General features: G+C 44.3%; 19 protein-coding genes. 9 read left to right on the top strand and 10 right to left on the bottom strand.

The features are described from left to right. Nucleotides 1-18 precede the first annotated feature (18 nt). Entirely contained in the window at nucleotides 19-564 is a 546-nt protein-coding gene (gene pyrR, locus ASN18_RS02705) for a bifunctional pyr operon transcriptional regulator/uracil phosphoribosyltransferase PyrR (RefSeq protein ID WP_085051065.1), read from the bottom strand. A 332-nt stretch (nucleotides 565-896) separates the two neighbouring features. Here pyrR and ASN18_RS17890 point away from each other — a divergent pair, with 332 nt between their 5' ends. The 5 genes from ASN18_RS17890 (at nucleotide 897) to ASN18_RS02730 (ending at nucleotide 7,786) form a co-directional block, all read left to right on the top strand. Next, nucleotides 897-1,085 (top strand): FmdB family zinc ribbon protein, encoded by a 189-nt coding sequence (locus tag ASN18_RS17890; RefSeq protein ID WP_353740361.1) that lies wholly within the window; start codon nucleotides 897-899, stop codon nucleotides 1,083-1,085. Between the two features lie 248 nt (nucleotides 1,086-1,333). Then, nucleotides 1,334-2,896, top strand: a complete 1,563-nt coding sequence (locus ASN18_RS02715) for a response regulator (protein ID WP_085051067.1) — start codon at nucleotides 1,334-1,336, stop codon at nucleotides 2,894-2,896. Nucleotides 2,897-2,927: 31 nt separating this feature from the next. Next, the gene (locus ASN18_RS02720; RefSeq protein ID WP_085051068.1) at nucleotides 2,928-5,810 is read left to right on the top strand and encodes a valine--tRNA ligase; all 2,883 of its coding nucleotides are present in this window, start codon (nucleotides 2,928-2,930) and stop codon (nucleotides 5,808-5,810) included. Beyond that, the gene (gene nadC, locus ASN18_RS02725; protein ID WP_085051069.1) at nucleotides 5,807-6,694 is read left to right on the top strand and encodes a carboxylating nicotinate-nucleotide diphosphorylase; all 888 of its coding nucleotides are present in this window, start codon (nucleotides 5,807-5,809) and stop codon (nucleotides 6,692-6,694) included. The genes ASN18_RS02720 and nadC overlap by 4 nt, the downstream gene beginning before the upstream one ends. Before the next feature lie 72 nt (nucleotides 6,695-6,766). After that, nucleotides 6,767-7,786, top strand: a complete 1,020-nt coding sequence (locus ASN18_RS02730; RefSeq protein WP_085051070.1) for a FecR family protein — start codon at nucleotides 6,767-6,769, stop codon at nucleotides 7,784-7,786. Nucleotides 7,787-7,801: 15 nt separating this feature from the next. Here the strand turns inward: ASN18_RS02730 and ASN18_RS02735 are convergent, their stop codons facing one another. The 3 genes from ASN18_RS02735 to gltX all read right to left on the bottom strand — a co-directional run bounded on the left by ASN18_RS02735 (nucleotide 7,802) and on the right by gltX (nucleotide 11,964). Then, nucleotides 7,802-8,902: a sodium:calcium antiporter gene (locus ASN18_RS02735; RefSeq protein WP_085051071.1), complete on the bottom strand. Its 1,101-nt coding sequence runs from the start codon at nucleotides 8,900-8,902 to the stop codon at nucleotides 7,802-7,804. Beyond that, nucleotides 8,899-10,341, bottom strand: a complete 1,443-nt coding sequence (locus tag ASN18_RS02740; RefSeq protein ID WP_085051072.1) for a menaquinone biosynthesis decarboxylase — start codon at nucleotides 10,339-10,341, stop codon at nucleotides 8,899-8,901. Before ASN18_RS02740 ends, ASN18_RS02735 begins: the two co-directional genes overlap by 4 nt. A 225-nt stretch (nucleotides 10,342-10,566) precedes the next feature. Continuing rightward, complete coding sequence (gltX, locus tag ASN18_RS02745) at nucleotides 10,567-11,964, bottom strand: glutamate--tRNA ligase (protein WP_236861461.1); 1,398 nt, start codon at nucleotides 11,962-11,964, stop codon at nucleotides 10,567-10,569. A gap of 84 nt (nucleotides 11,965-12,048) precedes the next feature. Here gltX and ASN18_RS02750 point away from each other — a divergent pair, with 84 nt between their 5' ends. After that, entirely contained in the window at nucleotides 12,049-12,852 is an 804-nt protein-coding gene (locus ASN18_RS02750) for a sugar phosphate isomerase/epimerase family protein (protein WP_236861462.1), read from the top strand. A 45-nt stretch (nucleotides 12,853-12,897) separates the two neighbouring features. Here ASN18_RS02750 and ASN18_RS02755 read toward each other — a convergent pair whose 3' ends face one another. Then, entirely contained in the window at nucleotides 12,898-13,395 is a 498-nt protein-coding gene (locus tag ASN18_RS02755) for a PilZ domain-containing protein (protein ID WP_085051075.1), read from the bottom strand. A 238-nt stretch (nucleotides 13,396-13,633) separates the two neighbouring features. On the opposite strand from ASN18_RS02755, the gene ASN18_RS02760 reads away from it, so the two are divergent. Further along, the gene (locus tag ASN18_RS02760) at nucleotides 13,634-14,185 is read left to right on the top strand and encodes a type II secretion system protein (protein WP_236861463.1); all 552 of its coding nucleotides are present in this window, start codon (nucleotides 13,634-13,636) and stop codon (nucleotides 14,183-14,185) included. Between the two features lie 38 nt (nucleotides 14,186-14,223). Here the strand turns inward: ASN18_RS02760 and ASN18_RS02765 are convergent, their stop codons facing one another. Further along, nucleotides 14,224-14,820 carry a hypothetical protein gene (locus ASN18_RS02765; RefSeq protein ID WP_085051077.1) on the bottom strand — a complete coding sequence of 199 codons (597 nt, stop codon included), beginning with the start codon at nucleotides 14,818-14,820 and terminating at the stop codon, nucleotides 14,224-14,226. Between the two features lie 264 nt (nucleotides 14,821-15,084). Here ASN18_RS02765 and ASN18_RS02770 point away from each other — a divergent pair, with 264 nt between their 5' ends. After that, entirely contained in the window at nucleotides 15,085-16,908 is a 1,824-nt protein-coding gene (locus ASN18_RS02770) for a glycoside hydrolase family 18 protein (RefSeq protein ID WP_236861464.1), read from the top strand. Between the two features lie 123 nt (nucleotides 16,909-17,031). On the opposite strand, the gene ASN18_RS02775 is transcribed toward ASN18_RS02770, so the two are convergent. The 4 genes from ASN18_RS02775 to ASN18_RS17750 form a co-directional block, all read right to left on the bottom strand. Further along, nucleotides 17,032-17,268, bottom strand: a complete 237-nt coding sequence (locus tag ASN18_RS02775; RefSeq protein ID WP_085051079.1) for a hypothetical protein — start codon at nucleotides 17,266-17,268, stop codon at nucleotides 17,032-17,034. 182 nt (nucleotides 17,269-17,450) lie between these two features. Next, complete coding sequence (locus tag ASN18_RS02780) at nucleotides 17,451-18,491, bottom strand: hypothetical protein (RefSeq protein ID WP_085051080.1); 1,041 nt, start codon at nucleotides 18,489-18,491, stop codon at nucleotides 17,451-17,453. A gap of 20 nt (nucleotides 18,492-18,511) precedes the next feature. After that, nucleotides 18,512-18,757: a type II toxin-antitoxin system HicB family antitoxin gene (locus ASN18_RS02785; protein ID WP_085051081.1), complete on the bottom strand. Its 246-nt coding sequence runs from the start codon at nucleotides 18,755-18,757 to the stop codon at nucleotides 18,512-18,514. A gap of 186 nt (nucleotides 18,758-18,943) precedes the next feature. Further along, nucleotides 18,944-19,066, bottom strand: a complete 123-nt coding sequence (locus tag ASN18_RS17750) for a hypothetical protein (protein WP_306688549.1) — start codon at nucleotides 19,064-19,066, stop codon at nucleotides 18,944-18,946. Nucleotides 19,067-19,194: 128 nt separating this feature from the next. Here ASN18_RS17750 and ASN18_RS17030 point away from each other — a divergent pair. Then, a partial coding sequence (locus tag ASN18_RS17030) for an IS1/IS1595 family N-terminal zinc-binding domain-containing protein (protein ID WP_435050994.1) occupies nucleotides 19,195-19,429 on the top strand: 235 nt, incomplete at its 3' end.

Below are 19,429 nucleotides of genomic sequence, written 5' to 3' on the forward strand. Positions count from 1 at the left end.
AATCCTTAAAGTTGTTTCTCAGACATCAGGGTCATCTCTGATGACTAAGACCATGTCGTGGTCTGCATCTTCTTTAAGTAACACTTTAATATTTTCTGACCTTGATGTAGGAATATTTTTTCCTACATAGTCAGCCCGAATCGGCAGCTCCCTGTGTCCCCTGTCTATAAGCACGGCAAGTTGTATCTGAGCAGGCCGTCCAAAGTCATTCAGGGCGTCCATAGCAGCCCTGATAGTCCTGCCGGTGTAGAGGACATCGTCGACAAGGATAATTTTTTTATCGTTTATATCTATCGGCATCTCAGTCTTTCTTACGATAGGATGATTTTTCCTGCGGTTGAGGTCATCCCTGTAAAATGAAATATCCAGGGAGGCAACGGCAATAGTAACACCCTCTATGAGCCGTATTTTCTCAGACAAGCGCCGTGCAATATAGACCCCTGCACGGTGAATCCCTACAATACAGACATTCTCACACCCCTCGTTCCTCTCAATTATTTCGTGTGCCATACGGGATAGCATTCGGGCAATGTCGCTTTCGTTGAGGAGTTCTCTGGTTAACACTGTTCAGTTTCCAGCCGCACACAGCAGTGTTCAATTTCTAACTGCACACAAGCGCTAATGTCCCAACAGGCGGCTCTCACAGAGATTACAGCGGCAGACAGTTTCACATTATTCTCCTTACAGTCTCACCGGACTGCCATTAAAGGTAATCTATTTAACCATAACTCCAAAATGCTTGTCAAATCTCTCTGTGTAATTTTTGGGCATAATTTTTGGCACATACTATAGCATCGGGGCAAATATAAAAAATTTTCTGACATATATTAAATTACGATATAAATATGTTAGTATATGCAGCGTCGAATAAATTGTATCGTAAAGGAGTGTGTGCTATGCCAATATACGAATACACTTGTATGGACTGTAAAAAGCAATTTACACTCTTACAGAAAATGGGTACCAGTGAAGCTGCCTGCCCATGGTGTAATTCAGCAAACACAGCGAAGCTATTGTCAAAGTTTAGCTGTACGCCAGCCCACGATAGCTCGACGGCTGGTTCCGGTCACTTTGGCGGTACGTGAGGTGTTTCGTCTTGTTGAATCGTGGATTCAACAGTTACACAAACAGAACCGTGGATTCAACAGTTACACAAACAGAACCGTGGATTCAACAGTTACACAAACAGAATCGTGGATTCAACAGTTACACAAATAGAACCGTGGGTTCAACAGTTATAATAAATAGAACCGTGGGTTCAACAGTTATAATAAAGAAGAGTCTCTTGATTATTTGTATAAATGTGAATAAAATATATATAAAGAGGTAAGAAATGCCTAAGAGACTATTATTAGCGGACGACAGTATCACGATACAAAAGGTGGTGGAGCTGATCCTATCGGAGGAAGACTTCCAGATCATTTCCGTCAACGACGGTCAGGAGGCACTTGACAAAATAAACAAATTCAATCCTTCCATAGTGCTTGCCGACATTGAGATGCCGAAAGTAAACGGTTACGAGCTTTGCAAACAGATTAAAGCAAACGAAAAAACAAAACATATCCCTGTTATACTCCTGGTCGGGGCATTTGAGCCGTTAAATGAACGCAGCTTTAAGGACTGCGGTGCCTCGGACCATCTAATTAAGCCATTTGAGTCTCAGGAATTTTTGAATAAGATTAACGCGGTGTTAGGCCCGTCTTCGTCATCAGACGGCGAAGTTACCACTTTCGACGAAGCTGGAAAAGGAGAAGAACCGGTAGACCTGGGTGATTCATTAATGGGAGACGACGACATCGAAGAGCTGTTGGGGAAAAGCGATATAGACGATACGGGGGTCTTTGAAGAGGGTCAGTCTATCTCTGAAGACAGCGGTGAATTTCAGAGTATGTCAGACAGCGATTTAACTACAAGGGAACTCAAGGATGTGCTTGATAGTTTATCTGGAGGAACTGATGAGAGAGACAGCAGCGACGCAAAGGTCCCAGACTCCAAAGGGTCGACAGTTATGGACGAAAACGACATAGAGGCCCTGCTTGCCGGGACAATGGCAGAGGAATCTTCTGACATCGACAACAGCGACGCTCAGAAGACAGTCGTTATAGCCGAGGAACTGCCCATAGAAACAAGTGCGGCTGAGACTCCGGCACACCATGAGCCAAGCTGGAACGAACAGACGCAGGATGTTGAAACCTCTTTTGCTAATGAGGATATATTACTGGGTATGTCGCAGCCCCCGGAGATAAGCCCCGTCAAAAAAGAGCCTGAGATAGCGGAAAAACCTCAACCGGTTATTCAAACGCCTCAAGCGCCTCGCGCCCCCGAACCACAGGTTAGCGCTCCTCCACGTGAACCGGTCAGACCGCAGGCTGCCGCTACACCTCCTCCGTTTGCTGAACCTCAGAGCGGGTACTCTGCGCCATCTTCACACGCGGGAAATGTTTTATTGACAACAGGAGATGTGACTTATATTTTGCAGCGCAGCCTTGAACAAAAAGTGACGCAGGTTATTGACGAAGGCACGATTTTATCAACTTTCAGAGAATCAGTAGACGGTTACATAAACAATAGTTTTAAGGATGTGTCTGTAGGCTTAAACGATATGGTCTCAGAAGCGATAAATAAGAAGATCAGCGATGTTATTGGGACGATAAACCTTGAGGTCATAGTTAATCAGGTAATTTCCTCGACAATTAAAGGGATATTGGCAACACTGCCCGCAGAGATTTTCAAGATGACACGTGATGTAACCGAAAGAGTTATTACCGGAGTATTGCAGGACAATATTCCGGCAATAAAACGTGATGTCGAAAAGGTTATTTGGGAGGCAGTCCCAGGTGTTGCCGAGCGTCTTATTAATCATGAGATAGAGCAAATAAAATCGGAGTTTATGTAAGCGGTTTGGTCATAAACATTTTGGACATAGAATGAACACCCAGGTCAAAGAGATAGCAAAGTCTTATGAGCCTAAGGATGTTGAAGAGAAGTGGTATTCCTACTGGATGGAAAACGGCTTTTTTCAGCCGTCCCCCGGTAAATTAAATGGTAAATTAAATGATAAATCAAAGCAGAGCTACTCAATAGTCATCCCTCCACCAAACGTTACCGGCTCACTGCACATGGGGCATGCCCTTAACGTTACACTTCAGGATATCCTGTCGCGTTGGAAGCGGATGAAAGGGTACACGGTGTTGTGGGTGCCGGGGACAGACCACGCCGGAATCGCTACGCAGAATGTCGTAGAAAAGCAGCTTGCCGCAGAAGGTCTCAGCCGTGAGGCATTAGGAAGGGCTGCCTTTACAGAGAGGGTCTGGCAGTGGAAGGCCCTCAACGGCGGCCAAATCATCCATCAACTGAAAAAACTCGGAGCCTCGTGTGATTGGTCTCGTGAGAGGTTTACACTGGACGAGGGGCTATCGCGGGCTGTGCGCGAGGTATTTGTATCCTTGTTTGAGGATGGCCTGATATACCGCTCAACAAGATTGATAAACTGGTGTCCGCGCTGCTCGACCGCCCTTTCAGACCTTGAGGCGGAGCATGAAGAATATGAAGGCAAACTGACATATATACGTTACCCGCTCCTTGATGAGCATAATTATATTATTGTAGCTACGACACGCCCGGAGACAATGCTTGGCGATACTGCCGTTGCTGTTAATCCAGATGATGAAAGATATAATGGGTACATTGGAAAATTATTAAGGCTGCCGCTTGCCGGAAGGACAATCCCGATAATTGCTGATAAGGAAGTTGACCCATCCTTTGGCACTGGTGCAGTGAAAGTGACACCGGCGCATGATTTCAACGACGAGGCTATAGCAAAACGTCAGTCACCTCACCTTCCCTTCATAGCCGTAATCGGGCAGGACGGTAAAATGACAGAAAACGCCGGAGACAAATACGCAGGCCTTGACCGTTACGACTGCAGAAAGGCCGTCATCGAAGACCTGAAAGAAAAAGGACTGCTCATAAAAGAAGACAAGCACACGCACTCAATAGCCCATTGCTACAGATGCAGGACAATAATCGAACCCCTGCCAACAGCCCAGTGGTATGTCGATGTAGAATCTATGGCAAAAGACGCCATTGATTTGGTCAGTGGCGGTAAGATTAATATTATACCAGAAGGATGGAAGAACAGTTATTTCTCATGGATGGAAAACATAAAAGACTGGTGCATCTCCAGACAGATATGGTGGGGACACAGGATACCGGTATGGTACTGCGCCGATTGTGCCACTGACTCAGGGCATTCACAGGGGCAGTTCATTCATGTGAAATTACTTAAGGAAATAAATGGCATTGCCGAAGGCACATACGCGGAGCTAAAGGCCTTTGGGTTCAGCCACGCTGAGATTATCTCAAATGCAAAGACCATTACCGTAGGTATTCAGGTAAGACCGTTTTCAGACCGTCAGGACTTAAACAAATGCCCGCAGTGTGGCAGCGCCGCCATAGTCAAAGACCCCGATGTGCTTGACACATGGTTTTCCTCTGCCCTATGGCCATTCAGTACGCTTGGATGGCCGGACAACACAGATGACCTAAAGACATTTTATCCAACAAGCGTACTTGTTACTGGTTTTGATATATTGTTTTTCTGGGTAGCCAGGATGATCATGATGGGACAGAAGTTTATGAAGGATGTCCCGTTTCACGATGTTTATATCCACGCCCTTGTCAGGGATGAAAAAGGCCAGAAGATGAGCAAATCAAAGGGCAACGTGGTTGACCCGCTTACGATTATAGATAACTACGGGACAGATTCTTTCAGGTTCTCGCTTGCTGCCTTTGCCGCTCAGGGAAGGGATATAAAGTTTGCCGAGGAGCGTGTAGAAGGCTACCGCCGCTTCGCTAATAAACTCTGGAATGCGTCAAGGTTTATCAAGCTTAACATCGACAAGATAGAACCGGCGGGGATTAGTACCATCGGTGAAATCAGCGAAGAGATTCAGGCTCTCAATAAGGGGTCTCTTACACTGCCAGATAAATGGATACTCTACAGGCTTTCTGAGGCCGCCTCAGACATTGACAAGGCCCTGGCAGATTACAGGTTTAACGATGCCTCAAGCGCCGTATATCAGTTTGTTTGGCATGAACTGTGTGACTGGTATATCGAACTTGCCAAGACTTCATTCGAGAGAAACTATCCCAATGCCTCACTAACATTAAAGTGCCTGATCTATGTATTTGACAATTCTCTGAGACTGCTTCATCCATTTATGCCGTTTATTACTGAGGAATTATGGAAATCTTTTCCTCAAACCGGACAAACAATCTCCCTTGCGCCCTACCCCGCTGCGGACATGTTCCGTGCGTATGCTAACGCCAACGATGAGATGTCCTTTGTAATAGACGCCATAAGCGGGATAAGAAGTATTCGCGGTGAGTTTAATATCTCTCCATCGAAAAAACTAAAGGTTTCAGTAAAGACCTCCGGTAAGATACGAAAAATGCTCATTGATAACTCTGACTTTATCGTCGATCTCGCAAAGCTGGAAACGCTTGAGACAGGCAGCAATATAGAGAAAAAACCCTCTACAATGACAGCGGTTAAGACCGGCATGGAGATATACGTATCTGTAAGCGGCCTGTTTGACGTTGCAGCCGAATTTCAACGCCTGGGTAAAGAGCTAAAGAAGCTCGACACTGCCATAAGGGATATTGAGGTGAAACTCTCAAACATGGACTACAGAGACCGTGCGCCAAAGGCGATCGTAGAAAAAGATAAATTGAAATATTCAGAGCTGATAGAAAAAAGAGACCGTATTCAAAGCAACATAGATAAGTTAAAAAAACTGGATAAATGACCCCTCTACATCCGGCAGAAATTCCACCCGCCGTAATGGACTCGATAAGAAACGCCCTGATTGAAGACATTGGTCACGGCGACATGACCACTATGCTGACAATAGATACCTCATCGCGCTCTGAAGCGGTACTGACTGCCAAGGAAGCGACAGTAGTTGCAGGGCTTCTCTTTTTTGAGGCCGTATTTTATATCGTTGACCCCGGCGTAGAGATAAAGGCATTGGCCGTTGACGGGCAGCTTATAAATAAAGGCGGTCAAATCGCATCATTACGCGGCAGCACAAGGTCGATACTGACGGCAGAGCGGGTTGCCCTTAACATAATGCAGCGCCTTTGTGGAGTTGCCACCCTGACACGGCAATTCGTTTCGGCAGTCTCCGGTCTGCCCGTAAAAGTCGTTGACACAAGAAAAACCACACCCAATATGAGATACATGGAGAAATACGCAGTAAGGGCCGGTGGAGGAGACAACCACAGGTTCGGATTATACGATGGGGTTTTAATAAAGGACAATCACATAGCGGCCTGCGGAGGGATCAAAAATGCAGTGGAAAAAGTAAAAAAGACACCGCTGCTTACGAAGATAGAGGTCGAGGTAAAAGACCTCAGCGAACTCAACGAGGCGCTATCGACAAATGTTGATGTCATAATGCTCGACAACATGGACACAGCAACAATGAAACAGGCCGTAGGCATTGCGCGGGCAGCACGAACTGATGTTCTGCTTGAGGCATCAGGGAATGTCACGCTTCAAAACATCATGGAAATCGCAGAAACCGGCATCGATATAATCTCAACAGGCTATATCACCCACTCGGCAAGGGCAGCCGACATCAGTTTGAAAATCATCTACACGAACTTGACAGAACACCTCCCTTCATAATATCATGTGTATGACGTACTGCGACAGTGAATGTTTAGAAACTGAATTGATTAAATCTCAGAGACAAATTACATGAACTTTCGAAAGATATTATTGTTTTCAGGAATACTTATAGTCGCTGCTATCTTAGCTGCGCTCTATCTCCAGTACAGTAAATTATCAGACAAGTATATCATTAATAAAACTGAGGGAACTGTTACCTTACAAAAGCAGGGAAATCAGGAAGTACCAGCAAAAAAATATGACGAAGTAAAACCCGGGGATGTAATAACCACTCAGAACAACTCAAAGGCAGATGTGATATTTAAAAAGTCTGCTACTTCAAGGCTTAAAGGAAACACCGCCCTCGAAGTCGATAAAGACAGCCCTGAAGGTACCCCGCGCACTAAATTGGCAAAAGGCGCTGTATTGTCAGACGTCAATAAAAAACTCACAGAAAATCTGAAAGCTAAAACGAAAGTATTTTCTGTACAAACCCCTCAGGTTGTTGCCGGCGTAAGAGGCACGTCTTTTTTAGTAAAGTATGTCGATGAACTACCTGAGTGTCTTGTAAAATCTGAATATGCCACAAAGACTGCCGTGCTTGAGGGAACGGTAAATGTTCTTGTTACAAAAACTTCGGTTGAGATGGATGTGACCAATGGTGAAAAGGCAGTGGTGTGTCCAAATACAGGAAAGCCGAAACTATCCCCTCTATCCGGTGAGGACAAGAAAGAGTTGGAGGAGATAGCCCAGATTTCAAAGTTGTCGTTTCCTGATTTTGCCTCTCATTCTATTGCAGATACATTAGACGCACTCTGGTGTTACGTGATTTACAATATCTCACAAAACGAACTCGGCAACATATTGTCTGCAATGGATATTTATGCAGTCGGGCACGATGGCAAAGTCCCTGATAAGTTTACTAACCTTCAAATGACTGCATCAGAATTCAAAGACACCTGCGGCATTCCATATTTATATAAAAAGCTCAGCCCATACAAGGCAGAGATAAGGTCGGCAGGCCCCGACAGAGAATACTTTACTAAAGATGATATCGTGAGGGTTTTTTCAATCCGCGATGACAACCAGAATGATGCAGTATCCAAATAGTCAAACCACTTCTGCTTAACTAAAGATTCGCACAATATAGGCGGCATAAAATATCCCGCCTATCAACAAAGTCCAGCCCGGGAGCGTCTTCTTTACTTTTATCGTAATTAATATCAATGAGGCCATCGTAATGGCTATGACAATGTTTAAAAGCTCTGTATTTCCCAAAGTCCAACTGGTAAACAGTAAGCCAACCGAAATGGGTATTGTGGATTGAAATATCATCGCCCCTGTAATATTTCCCATTGCAAGCGTATCCTTGCCTTGTACTGTCCATGTGATGGAATTGTATTTCTCGGGAAGCTCCGTTGCAAGAGGGGCAATAATTAATGCAAGAACCAGGGAGGATACCCCTGATTTAATTGAAAATATCGTAATATAATCAATAAATATATGTGCCCCGGCGATGATAAACAGCAGCCCGACAAGTATTTGAAGTACGATATTTGCAAATGCCTTTGAGCATCCAAGGTAACAGTTTAAATATAATTTCCCATCATACTCTTCCCCAGCTTCAGCCTCATGGCTTAACGTTACCTTACAAAACGCCACATAAACTATGACCAATCCTATCGCCCCAAGGTATTTTACAATAGTGTTTCCCCATAAGCTGATAATAAGGATAAATACCATTGTCGGAACATAAAACACCAGGTCTGTCTCCAAAGCCTTGATACTGACATTAAACAAAGGTTTTTCCCTGTCTTTTTTTAGCCATAAGATAAAGACAGTCACACCAAGAAAAAACATAGCCAATGTAGTCAACATAAAAGGCGCCCCTAAAATCGAGCCAACGGCAATCCCTTCACCATGTTGTTCCGAGCCGAAGATTATGGCAAAAATCGGGACAAGTGTCTCAGGGAGGGCTGTCCCCACGGCTGCTAAAATGCCTCCAGCTGCTGCATGGGATAAATTCATATGCCGTCCCAGGTTCTCTACACCGTTTGCAAATAACTCACATCCGCCTAGTATAATTGCCATCGACAGAATAAGTACGGCAACTATCACAAGATATGATAACTCATCTGGGGTATGTGAGTGAGATACATGTCTCAGAAAAAAGAATATACTGGCAAGGAGAGCTACAACGGCGGCAATCCCTAAAATTTGTTTCATAAACCGTACTCCTGCCAGCGCTTATCTACAAGGGCAGTGATCTCTGGCGACATCGATATGTCATCCGGCCAATTACGTGTAAACCCCTCGGAGGCAAGTTTTTTTGTCGCATCTATACCAATCTTGCCGCCATAGGCCGGTATTGCCGAGGCATGTTCAAGCACGTCAAGCGGGCCTTCCACAACAACGGTGTCTCTCTTTGGGTCTACGTTGTTTCCTATCCTCCAGACTACCTCTGAGGGGTTTTGAACGTCAACCCATTTGTCCACAATTACAATCATCTTGGTAAAGCTCATCTGCCCCATACCCCAGAGGGCATACATCACCTTTCTGGCGTGCCCGGGGTAGCGCTTATCTATCGATATAAGGGCGATGTTATGAAACACACCCTCAAGCGGCAGATTCATATCCACAATTTCAGGGAGCTGCTTTTTTAAAAGCGGCAGGAATATCCTCTCCGTCGCCTTCGCAATAAAACAGTCCTCCATCGGAGGCTTCCCCACTATTGTGGCAGGGTAAATGGCATTTTTTCTGTGCGTAATACACGTAATATGAAACACTGGAAACTCGTCCTCTAAGGAATAATAGCCGGTATGGTCGCCAAACGGCCCCTCTGTCCGCCGTTCAAACGGCTCAACATAGCCCTCAAGGACGAACTCGGCATTAGCCGGTACCTCAAGTGCCACTGTCTCACATTTAATAAGCTCTACAGGGGATTTCCTTAAAAACCCCGCAAAGAGCATCTCATCTATGCCCTCGGGAAGCGGCGCTGTCGCAGTATAAAGCGTTGCAGGGTCAGCGCCGACAACGACTGCAACATCAAGGCGCCTTCCCAGTTTCTCAGCCTTTTTATAGTGCCTTGCGCCGTCTTTGTGCATATGCCAGTGCATCCCAGTTGTGGTGTCGTCATACACCTGCATCCTGTACATGCCGCAGTTTCTCTCTCCGGTCTCTGGGTCTTTGGTGAACACCATGGGCAGCGTAATAAATCTACCACCGTCCTCTGGCCATGTCTTTAATATCGGCAGGGCAAACAGCGAAGGGTTGTTTTTTATTATCACGTCCTTACAGGCCCCATGCTTGACGTATGAAGGAAAGAAATCGGCAAGGCGTTTTAACATCGGCAGTGCCCTTAGCTTATCAATAAAATTAGTAGGAATCTCAGGCTCTAAAAACTCTATTATCTCTTTTCCTATCGAATCAATGGACTCTACACCAAGGGCAAGACACATCCTCTCATATGAACCAAACAGGTTCACAGCACACGAAAAGTCAGACCCCTTACAGCGCTCAAACAACAGCGCCGGGCCGCCTTGCTTGACAATGCGGTCATTAATCTCCGGTATCTCAAGTACAGGGTCAACCTCTGCCTTCACGCGCTTTAGCAGCGCCCTCTTTTCCAGCGTCTTTATGAAATCACCAAGGTCTTTATATGCCATTTGCTCAACTCATAACAACAGGCTTCATTATAACACAAAAGTCTTGTCTAAAAAAACTATAATACTCCCCAAAAACTGGGCAAAGGGATAAGGTGGATGATACATCACAATGAGGTGTATTTCGGCGAAAACATAACTAACAGTAGACAGACTGATAATTTAATCCAGAGACTAATTTCTTGTCTTGACAATGGGGATGGGTATAGTACAATGTTACGGCAGCAATTAAATTCCCCTAACAGACACCAGAGCCTTTTGCAGCCTTTTTATTGTCCGCTCTTTTCCCACTAGCTCTATGACCTCAAATATACCAGGACTTACTGTGTTTCCCGTTAGGGCTACCCTTGTCGGCTGGGCTATCTTGCCAAGCTGGATGTTATATTCAGTCATCAGCCCCGTAAACACGGACTCTATCTCCTTCGCTGTAAAGCCGCTGTCTGATATCGCACTGAGCCTTTCTATTAATGCCATAATGTACGGCTTTGTCTCTGAGGTCAGAAACTTCTTTCCCGCCTTTTCATCTATTACTACTGTCTCTTCAATATAGTATTGCAGTGAATTTGCCAGCTCTATTATGGTTCTTGAGCGCTCCTGAAGGGTTGCTATCGCCCTGGCAAGCCACGCCTTATCCAAACCAGTGGTGTCAAGCGTCAACAGCGGGATCAATTCATCGGGCGGCTTCGCCTTAATGTATTCACTGTTCATCCACAACAGCTTCTCCGGATTGAAAACGGCGGCAGAGGAGCCGACATGCTCTAATGAAAATTTCTCTATCAGTTCGGCCTTCGAGAATATCTCCTGGTCAGCGTGTGACCAGCCAAGCCGTACAAGGTAATTCAACAGCGCCTCCGGCAGATAACCCATCTCACGATAGGCCTGCACAGACGTTGCCCCATGACGCTTACTCAGACGCGCCTTGTCAGAGCCAAGTATCATCGGCAGGTGCGCAAACTTCGGCGGCGTCTTCCCAAATGCCTCATATATGTGTATCTGCTTCGGCGTGTTATTTAAATGGTCATCCCCTCTGATTATGTGCGTTATGCCCATCTCTATGTCATCCACTACGACTACGAAATTATACGTTGGCGTGTCGTCTGAACGCATTATTATAAAATCGTCAAATACAGTGTTTTCATAAACTATCTTGCCTTTTATTAAATCATCAACCAGGGTGCTGCCATACAGGGGCATCTTAAACCTGACAGTTGGTTTTATCTCCGCGATGGGGTTTTTCAAATCCCTGCATGTGCCGTCATATCTGGGCGGCTTACCGGCTGCGGCGGCAAGTTTTCTCTTTGATTCCAACTCCTCTGCAGAACAATAGCAATAATACGCCCTATCCTCTTTAAGCAGGCGGGTTACATACTGACGGTACAGCTCCGTGCGGTCGGTCTGTCTGAAAGGTCCCTCATCGTGGTCAAGGTTCAGCCATTTCATGCCGTCTATGATTGCCTCTATGTATTCGTCCGTTGAGCGGCTCCTGTCAGTGTCCTCTATGCGTAGAATAAATTTTCCATTGTGATGTCTGGCAAATAAATAATTAAAAAGGGCAGTCCTCGCCCCGCCTATGTGAAGATACCCCGTAGGGCTTGGCGCAAACCGTACTCTTATATCCTCTGACACACACATCCTCCTTTTTACTGCAACGCCCTATTCTAACATATGTGATTGCAAAAATCGCAACGCCCTACTATAATAACTATGGTTATGGTTGATAAAAAATATATTCGCATAGGCAATCAGACGGCCTTCTCATCACCGCAGGGTCGGCTGCCGTTTGATTTTGCTATAAATAACGGCTTTGATGCCTTTGAGTGGTTCTCTGACAAAAAATCATGGGGCCAGGGCTGGGATATTGAAGATGCCACCAGACAGGACAGACAACTCATAAAAGAACAGTCCACCAGACACAATATAGCCCTGTCTGTGCATGTCCCCGCCGAGGCCAATCCATTATTCGACAATTTCTCGGACATTTTTAACAAGCATGTAGAGTTCGCCTGCGACGTCGGGGCGTCAAATATAAATATTCACCTCTTTACAGAACATGGAATCGAGAGCTATATGAAATCCCTGATTCCATTAATCAACATTACTGCCAATGCCCGGATTCAACTGTCCATCGAGAACACTACTATTACAGGCCCTGATGACTTTAACCGGTTATTTTCTATGCTTCCCATCCAAAATGCCAGGCATGTAGGCATGTGCCTTGATATCGGCCACGCCAATATTTTCCATGAAACCAGAAACGATTTTCTCAGATATATCGACAGGCTTGACGTGCCAATAGTTCATATCCACGCCCACGAGAACTTCGGAGACCGCGACAGCCACATGACACTCTTCACCGGCCCATCACAATCAAACAGCCTTGGGCTGAGGGGATTTTCATCAATAATGAAAAACCGCAGTTTTAACGGCATGATTATCATGGAACAATGGCCGTCCCCGCCGGAACTCCTTATAAACGCCCGGCTTGGGCTTCTGGATTTTTTTGGGGTACAGTAAATGTAGTGGCGGTGACTAATGACCATGAGATTAGGCATGTGTTATTTACGGCAGCAGGAAAAAGCCGATTTGCGTCTCTTCATATTCACCAAGGTCTATGAACTTTAGCCCCAGGGTTATAGTCTTGTCTGTCTCCTCAATAGTACGCACAACTTCACAAGATACCTTGATTGACTCTTTCCTCGGCGGCAATGCAAGTTTCAACAACATAACACCGCCTGTCTTTTTATGAATAGGCTCGATTTTATGACACTTGAGGCTCAGTCCCATGCGGGACATATCTAATATCTCACACTTTTTTGCCGGACTTTTCGTTCCCTTCATCTGATAATAAGCCTCAAGATGAATGTCTTTACGATAGAACAAACGAGTATTAATATTAATTGTGATATGCTTTTTGCAGTTAGGGCAAATTATGGTAAATTTCTTTTCCGGCGGGTACTCCCTTTTTATTTTACCTTTGACCTTACAGTATGGACATTCAATAGGTATTACAGTAGATGGGTAGACAGTGATAGCCCTCTGGTCAGTGTTATTTTCCATCTTACTCCTTTCCTCCTAGTATAATTACAGAGTATAATTACAGATAACTACAGTATAATTACACAGTCAGACCCCATATTTTATTATACAATATTCACATCGATTTTAACCGCAGTCTATGGATTGAATTAAATATTGTATTTTTGTTACACTACTGCAGTAGGTGATGGAAGGCTATCAGTCTTCGTTATCAGTGGAGAGAGGCTTGATTAATTGGATAAAAAGGATATATGATATTATGGTGAAGCGTTTGAGAGATATAAAAGGTTTTTCGTTAGTTGAACTTATGGTAGTTATAGCGATAATCAGCCTGTTGACCGCTATAGCGGTACCTGCCTTTTTGGGGCAGAGAGAAAAGGCCCGGGTTAGGGCAACAGAGTCAAACGCAAGGAGTGCAGTTACCGATTTACAAGGATATCTCGATTTGTACGTAGCCGGTGAGCCATATATAATCATCACCAATACATCAGGCTCACAAGGATGCATTCAGGTTGCAACCCCAGTCACAGCAAATCAGACGTGTGAAGCTGCTTTAAATCAAGCCAGCGTCGCCACATACCCGGCATATCCTGGCGGCCTGACCTCAGTTCTCTCACACTTTATCTCCCATCATACCTTTAAGGGAGACGCGAGTGTATTTTCCGGTAATCCATTATTTGTAATGGCCTCCCCATCAGAGGGGCAGATTCTTTTAAACCCGATTAGCAGCAATGTCGTTGTTATACTTGCTTACGCATCAAACACCACATCGCCAATTTTCAGTCAAGTGCAAATGGTAACGGTCCGCTGATAAGATAAGCTGGGAAAAGCTGGGAAAATAAGAAGCCGCTATAAAATCTTAAACATACCGGCCAATACCCACAGCAGGAGTGCAATGTAAATAAAAAATACCACAGACACCATAAACCATGTCAGATGTCTTGGTTTAGCAGCACCCGCAAATCCATCCATTCTTGTTGCCCCATGAGTTGGATAATCAACACGTTCATTCTTGTCAGGGCTTTCGACGAATCCAATGGAAGGATTAAGATATAATGCCTCATCTGATAGAAATGTCTCACCACTTATTCCATGTTTTCTCTCTAAATATCTTGCCTGAAAGTACCGCAGCTTTAACCTCATTTGAAGCTTCATCGAGGATATTAACCAGTGTACACAGATAAACTCACCAATTACTATAAGAAATAACACAGATATATTGGTTATATGAATATCTGACTTGCCTGCCGCATAAGCTAATAAGCCCATGGAACACAATATTATACATAGATTCAGGGCAAGATATGCCAGCTCAGTCCACATCAGGCGGTTCTCTATTGTAAGTATAGCATTCATCAGCAAAGAGTATTTACCTGTGGTTAGACCATCTGCCAACCCACTCCTATTATCTTGCACTGCTGCAATACCCGCCGCTTTTTCAGCCATAGTGACATCACTATAACACAATCTTTAAACATATGACAAGTGGAAAATGCTACCCATGTTCAGATACTAGGAATATAAATTGAAACGCTCATAGCTGGAAATCCAGCCCCATAACCTCACAGCGGTGTTTTTATTTATGACAAGCTAGCTGTTAAACATATTACACAGTCATACATGTATTTTGAATCACACAAGTATAGCCCCCGTTCTTTGTATTATAGAATTAACATAAGAGAAAGTAATAAGAACAAGGAGGAAAACAGTATGAGAAAAATAATAGCCTTAGCAGTTGCCATAGCGGTAATAACATTGATGCCTGTTTACGACAACTTGTTTGCCTCGGGTACAGCGGCCTACAAGATAGTCGGGTATTTTGTGGAGTGGGGTGTATACGCGAGGAACTACCAGGTGAGCGATATCCCTGCGGCTAAATTGACACATATAAACTATGCCTTTGCCAAGATAGACGACAACGGAGAGATTGCGGTATGGGATACCTATGCGGCATTGGAGAAGTTTTACCCGGCGACGGACTCATGGAGTGTCAACGAGATACGGGGAAATTTCAAACAGTTACGGCTGCTTAAGGAAAAATACCCTAATCTAAAAATCTTAGTGTCTATAGGGGGCTGGACAGGTTCGCAGAACTTCTCCTCGGTGGCATCAAATAGTGCATCGCGCCTGAAATTTGCTAATTCTGTGGTCGCGTTCCTTCAGACGTATAGCTTCTTTGACGGCATAGACATCGACTGGGAGTTCCCGGTCATTGGCGGCTTAAACGCTGGTGCTGCCTCAGACAGGGACAACTATACGCTGCTTATCAGGGACCTTCGTTCAGTCCTCGGCTCAGGTCGGCTGATAACCATAGCGGCAAGTGCAAACCCCAGCGGGATTGCCGCGCTTGACTATAACTCTTTCATAGGATACCTCGACTGGGTAAATGTTATGACATACGATTTCCATGGGGCATGGGATAGTAAGACAGGACATAACTCAGCCCTGTTTAACAACGCAGACTACCTAAACAGCCAATATAATATCTACAGCGCCGTAGAAAACCTCAGAAACGCAGGGGTGCCAAAGGACAAGATTGTAACAGGGCTTGCCTTTTACGGCAGAAGTGTCACCGGTGCGGCATCAGTTGGTATAAATGTGCAGTTTGCTGGCGGTGCAGGGCCAGGCAGCTATGAACCAGGAGTGCTTGACTACAAAGACATAGCGGTCAACTATATAAGCAAAAACGACTACCAGTACTACTGGGACAGTGTAGCGCGCGTACCGTATCTGTACAATTCTGCAAAGCATGTGTTTATCAGCTACGACAACGTACAGTCAATCATGGAAAAGAGCTACTATGCCACAGGATTTGGCGGCGTAATGTTCTGGGAACTCTCAGGGGACGACGGCACACTGCTAAAGGCAATCCACGACGGTGCAGGCTCACCGAATATCCTGCCAACACCTACGCCAACTCCGGCCCCTACACCAACGCCTACGCCTACAGCTACTCCAACACCCACACCCGGCGGGCAGGCTACATACACCAAAGTTGTCACCAGCTCATGGAACACTGGTTACTGCGCTGATGTAACAGTGACAAACAAGACGACACAAACAATTTTATGGAGCATATCTATGCCTGTTACGGGAACAATTAGCTCACTTTGGAATGCGGTTTATACAGTCACTGGAAATACGGCTACGGTTTCCGGTGTAGATTGGAACAAGTCTCTAAGTTCGGGGGCATCCACTCAGTTTGGGTTTTGCGCAACTACGACAACGCCAGTACCAACACCTACGCCAACACCAACGCCGACACCCGCACCCGGCGGACAAGCAACATACACCAAAGTTGTCACCAGCTCATGGAACACTGGTTACTGCGCTGATGTAACAGTGACAAACAAAACGACACAAACGATTTTATGGAGCATATCGATGCCTGTTACGGGTACAATAAGTTCATTTTGGAATGCGGCTTACACGGTCACTGGAAATACGGCTACGGTTACTGGTTTAGATTGGAACAAGTCTCTGACACCAGGGTCGTCTGCTCAGTTTGGGTTTTGCGCAGCAACCGGGCCGTAATAGTTTCCAACCTGTGCCGCAAAGAAAACGGCAGACTGGGATAAGTACAAGTACATAGATACCGAAAGGGAGGCTAAGATGCACTGGGGAGATAATGATTGTTCCATTTAACTACGCATGACACTAAAACGCATGTACCTCCCCAGTTACCTCAATAACGACACGATAGCCTTCGATTTGAAGAGGAAGTTTCTCCATAACAGATTTAGTTTTTTCTATAACGTATACCTTAATAACTGGTATCCCTTTTTCTTCGCCGATACCAACACCCACAACTTCGTTTATTATGATTAAGCCCATTTCATACCTTGACTTAACTTCCTCAATCGATAGTCCTGTCAAAGCAGATGGTTTCTCCATATTTATTACACCTTCACGTTTACTTTTAGTATACCACGTCTGGCTGAAACATACAAGCGTAACAAATTATCGAGCTGTTAATGTTAATGAGTATAGTACCATATCTATCCTTATTGAAATGGAAATGAGTTATTCCATATTTCCACTAACATATTCGTCAAAAACTAAAACAGTAGAATTCATTATATAACTATTTCAAGCTCCTGCTTGGTTAGGTTGCTTAGTTCGCCTAAAACGGTTGAAATAGAAGCTGCAACAGTGTGAGTGCGACTGCCAGCAAAGAGAAGCGCCACTGGATTGTTTCCTTGCTCTGTAACTATGAGCGACCCCGAGTCCCCACGATCACTAAAAGGCAATTGCTCTTTTGTCGATTGAATCACTATTTGATCTTTAAACAGTGCCATACCAGATGTACCGTAATTAATTTTTACTAAAGCGTTACAGTCTGTAATTATACCATGTGTAAGCTGTGTTATCCGGCCACATTTTTTAACTAATAATTCTTTACTACAGGGAGTTATACTATCAGAAAGTTCACCAAAACACTTGTTTTTATTTCTTACAATCTCTGGTGATATCTTTACAATTGCACAATCTGCATAATTTTCTGGAAGATTTTCTGGAAGAGTCTCTGGGTCATAGAACTTAATCGGCACAAAATGTGAAAGTTTACCTATAACATCGGCAGGGACTTTACCGCCATCACACACCCCCGGCTGTACAATAGAGTCTCCAATTTTCGCTCTATTGCAATCAGCCAGAATATGATTATTGTTTGACAGGTACAACTGATTATTGCTGTCCTTAACCATACATCCGACCGTGCCGACCGTAATCAAAAAATGCCCAACGGAAACTCCACCTGGTACAGCACGATAACGCCCTTTATGTGATAGTGCATGTATTTCACCGGTAGCAACGATATCAGTCGGAATCCAATTTATATCTTTTGGTATTCGGGCCTTTATATCAACCTGCTCCAAAGCTGCCTTCTCTGCAACATAAACTTTGATACAATCCTGCTCAGTATATTGTCCATTGATCATTTTCCTGCCTATTCCTACTCCAACGATATTTTCAAAACCTAAAGAATCAGTCCCACTCTCAGCAGACATGGCCTGCTCCAGCACACTAAAAATAAACTGTTGTTCGACTTGTTCTTTTGCTTTTAAGAGTGCTGCATGATAACTATTAATCTTAAAGTCATTTTTATTAAGGGACATAGGACACATCCCAATATGCGCTAGACAACTAACATTTCTTGTTCATTTTGTATAATAATTTTTGGATTCTGGTTTCTCAGTGGCGGTGTAAGCCCATGCTCTTTTAATAATCTAATATGCTCTTTCATTCCCCACTTAGCTTTATATATACAGTCCTCTACAGAATGACCAATCCCCGTAAATCCTTCCAACTCGGGTGAATAAAACCCAAAATAATCCGGTTCATCAGTGGCTTCTATTATAAGCGTATATTCTAATTCTATCATTTTACCTCACTTCACTTATTCTTAACGCCTGATGCCTTCAATATCGCTTGGCATGTTCCATTTGGGACTTCCTTAAGCCCAGTGGTAATCTACTCTGATGAGTTTATCAAAGCCTGCTCTTCCATAATATCTTATCGAACCTTTCTCTTTGTAAATTCTAAATCCATCAATAATCTGACAAGCTCACTAAACTTCATATCTCCGGCATTCCTTACTTATGCCAAAGAGCTGTTCTAAAGATATCTGTACACCGCTCATCAGCTTTATTTTAACCTTAGATAACAGCTTGCCAACCAGCATTTCTTTCAAAGTCTCACTGTCCTCAGTCTAAAATAAATAAAAATGGATTGTCAAGAACACAAGTTATCCGATGGTATCACTAAAAGATAGATATATGTTATAATAGTCCTCAGAAAGATAAAAAGGAGGGTAAAAACGTGAACTGTCCAAAGTGCAAGTCGGAGAGGAATGTAAAAAACGGAATAGTACACAGGCAGCAGAGATACAAGTGCAAGGAATGTGGGTGCAATTTTACGAAATCAAAAAAGAAGGGCTATTCAATGAGAACGAAGATAATAGCGCTTGCTTTGTATTTATCTGGGGTATCGATGACCATGACCGGTAAGATAATAGGGGTATCATGTCAAACGATAATGAGATGGATAAGGGAGT

The organism is Candidatus Magnetominusculus xianensis (assembly GCA_001541255.1).
Taxonomy (GTDB): Bacteria; Nitrospirota; Thermodesulfovibrionia; order Thermodesulfovibrionales; family Magnetobacteriaceae; genus Magnetominusculus; species Magnetominusculus xianensis.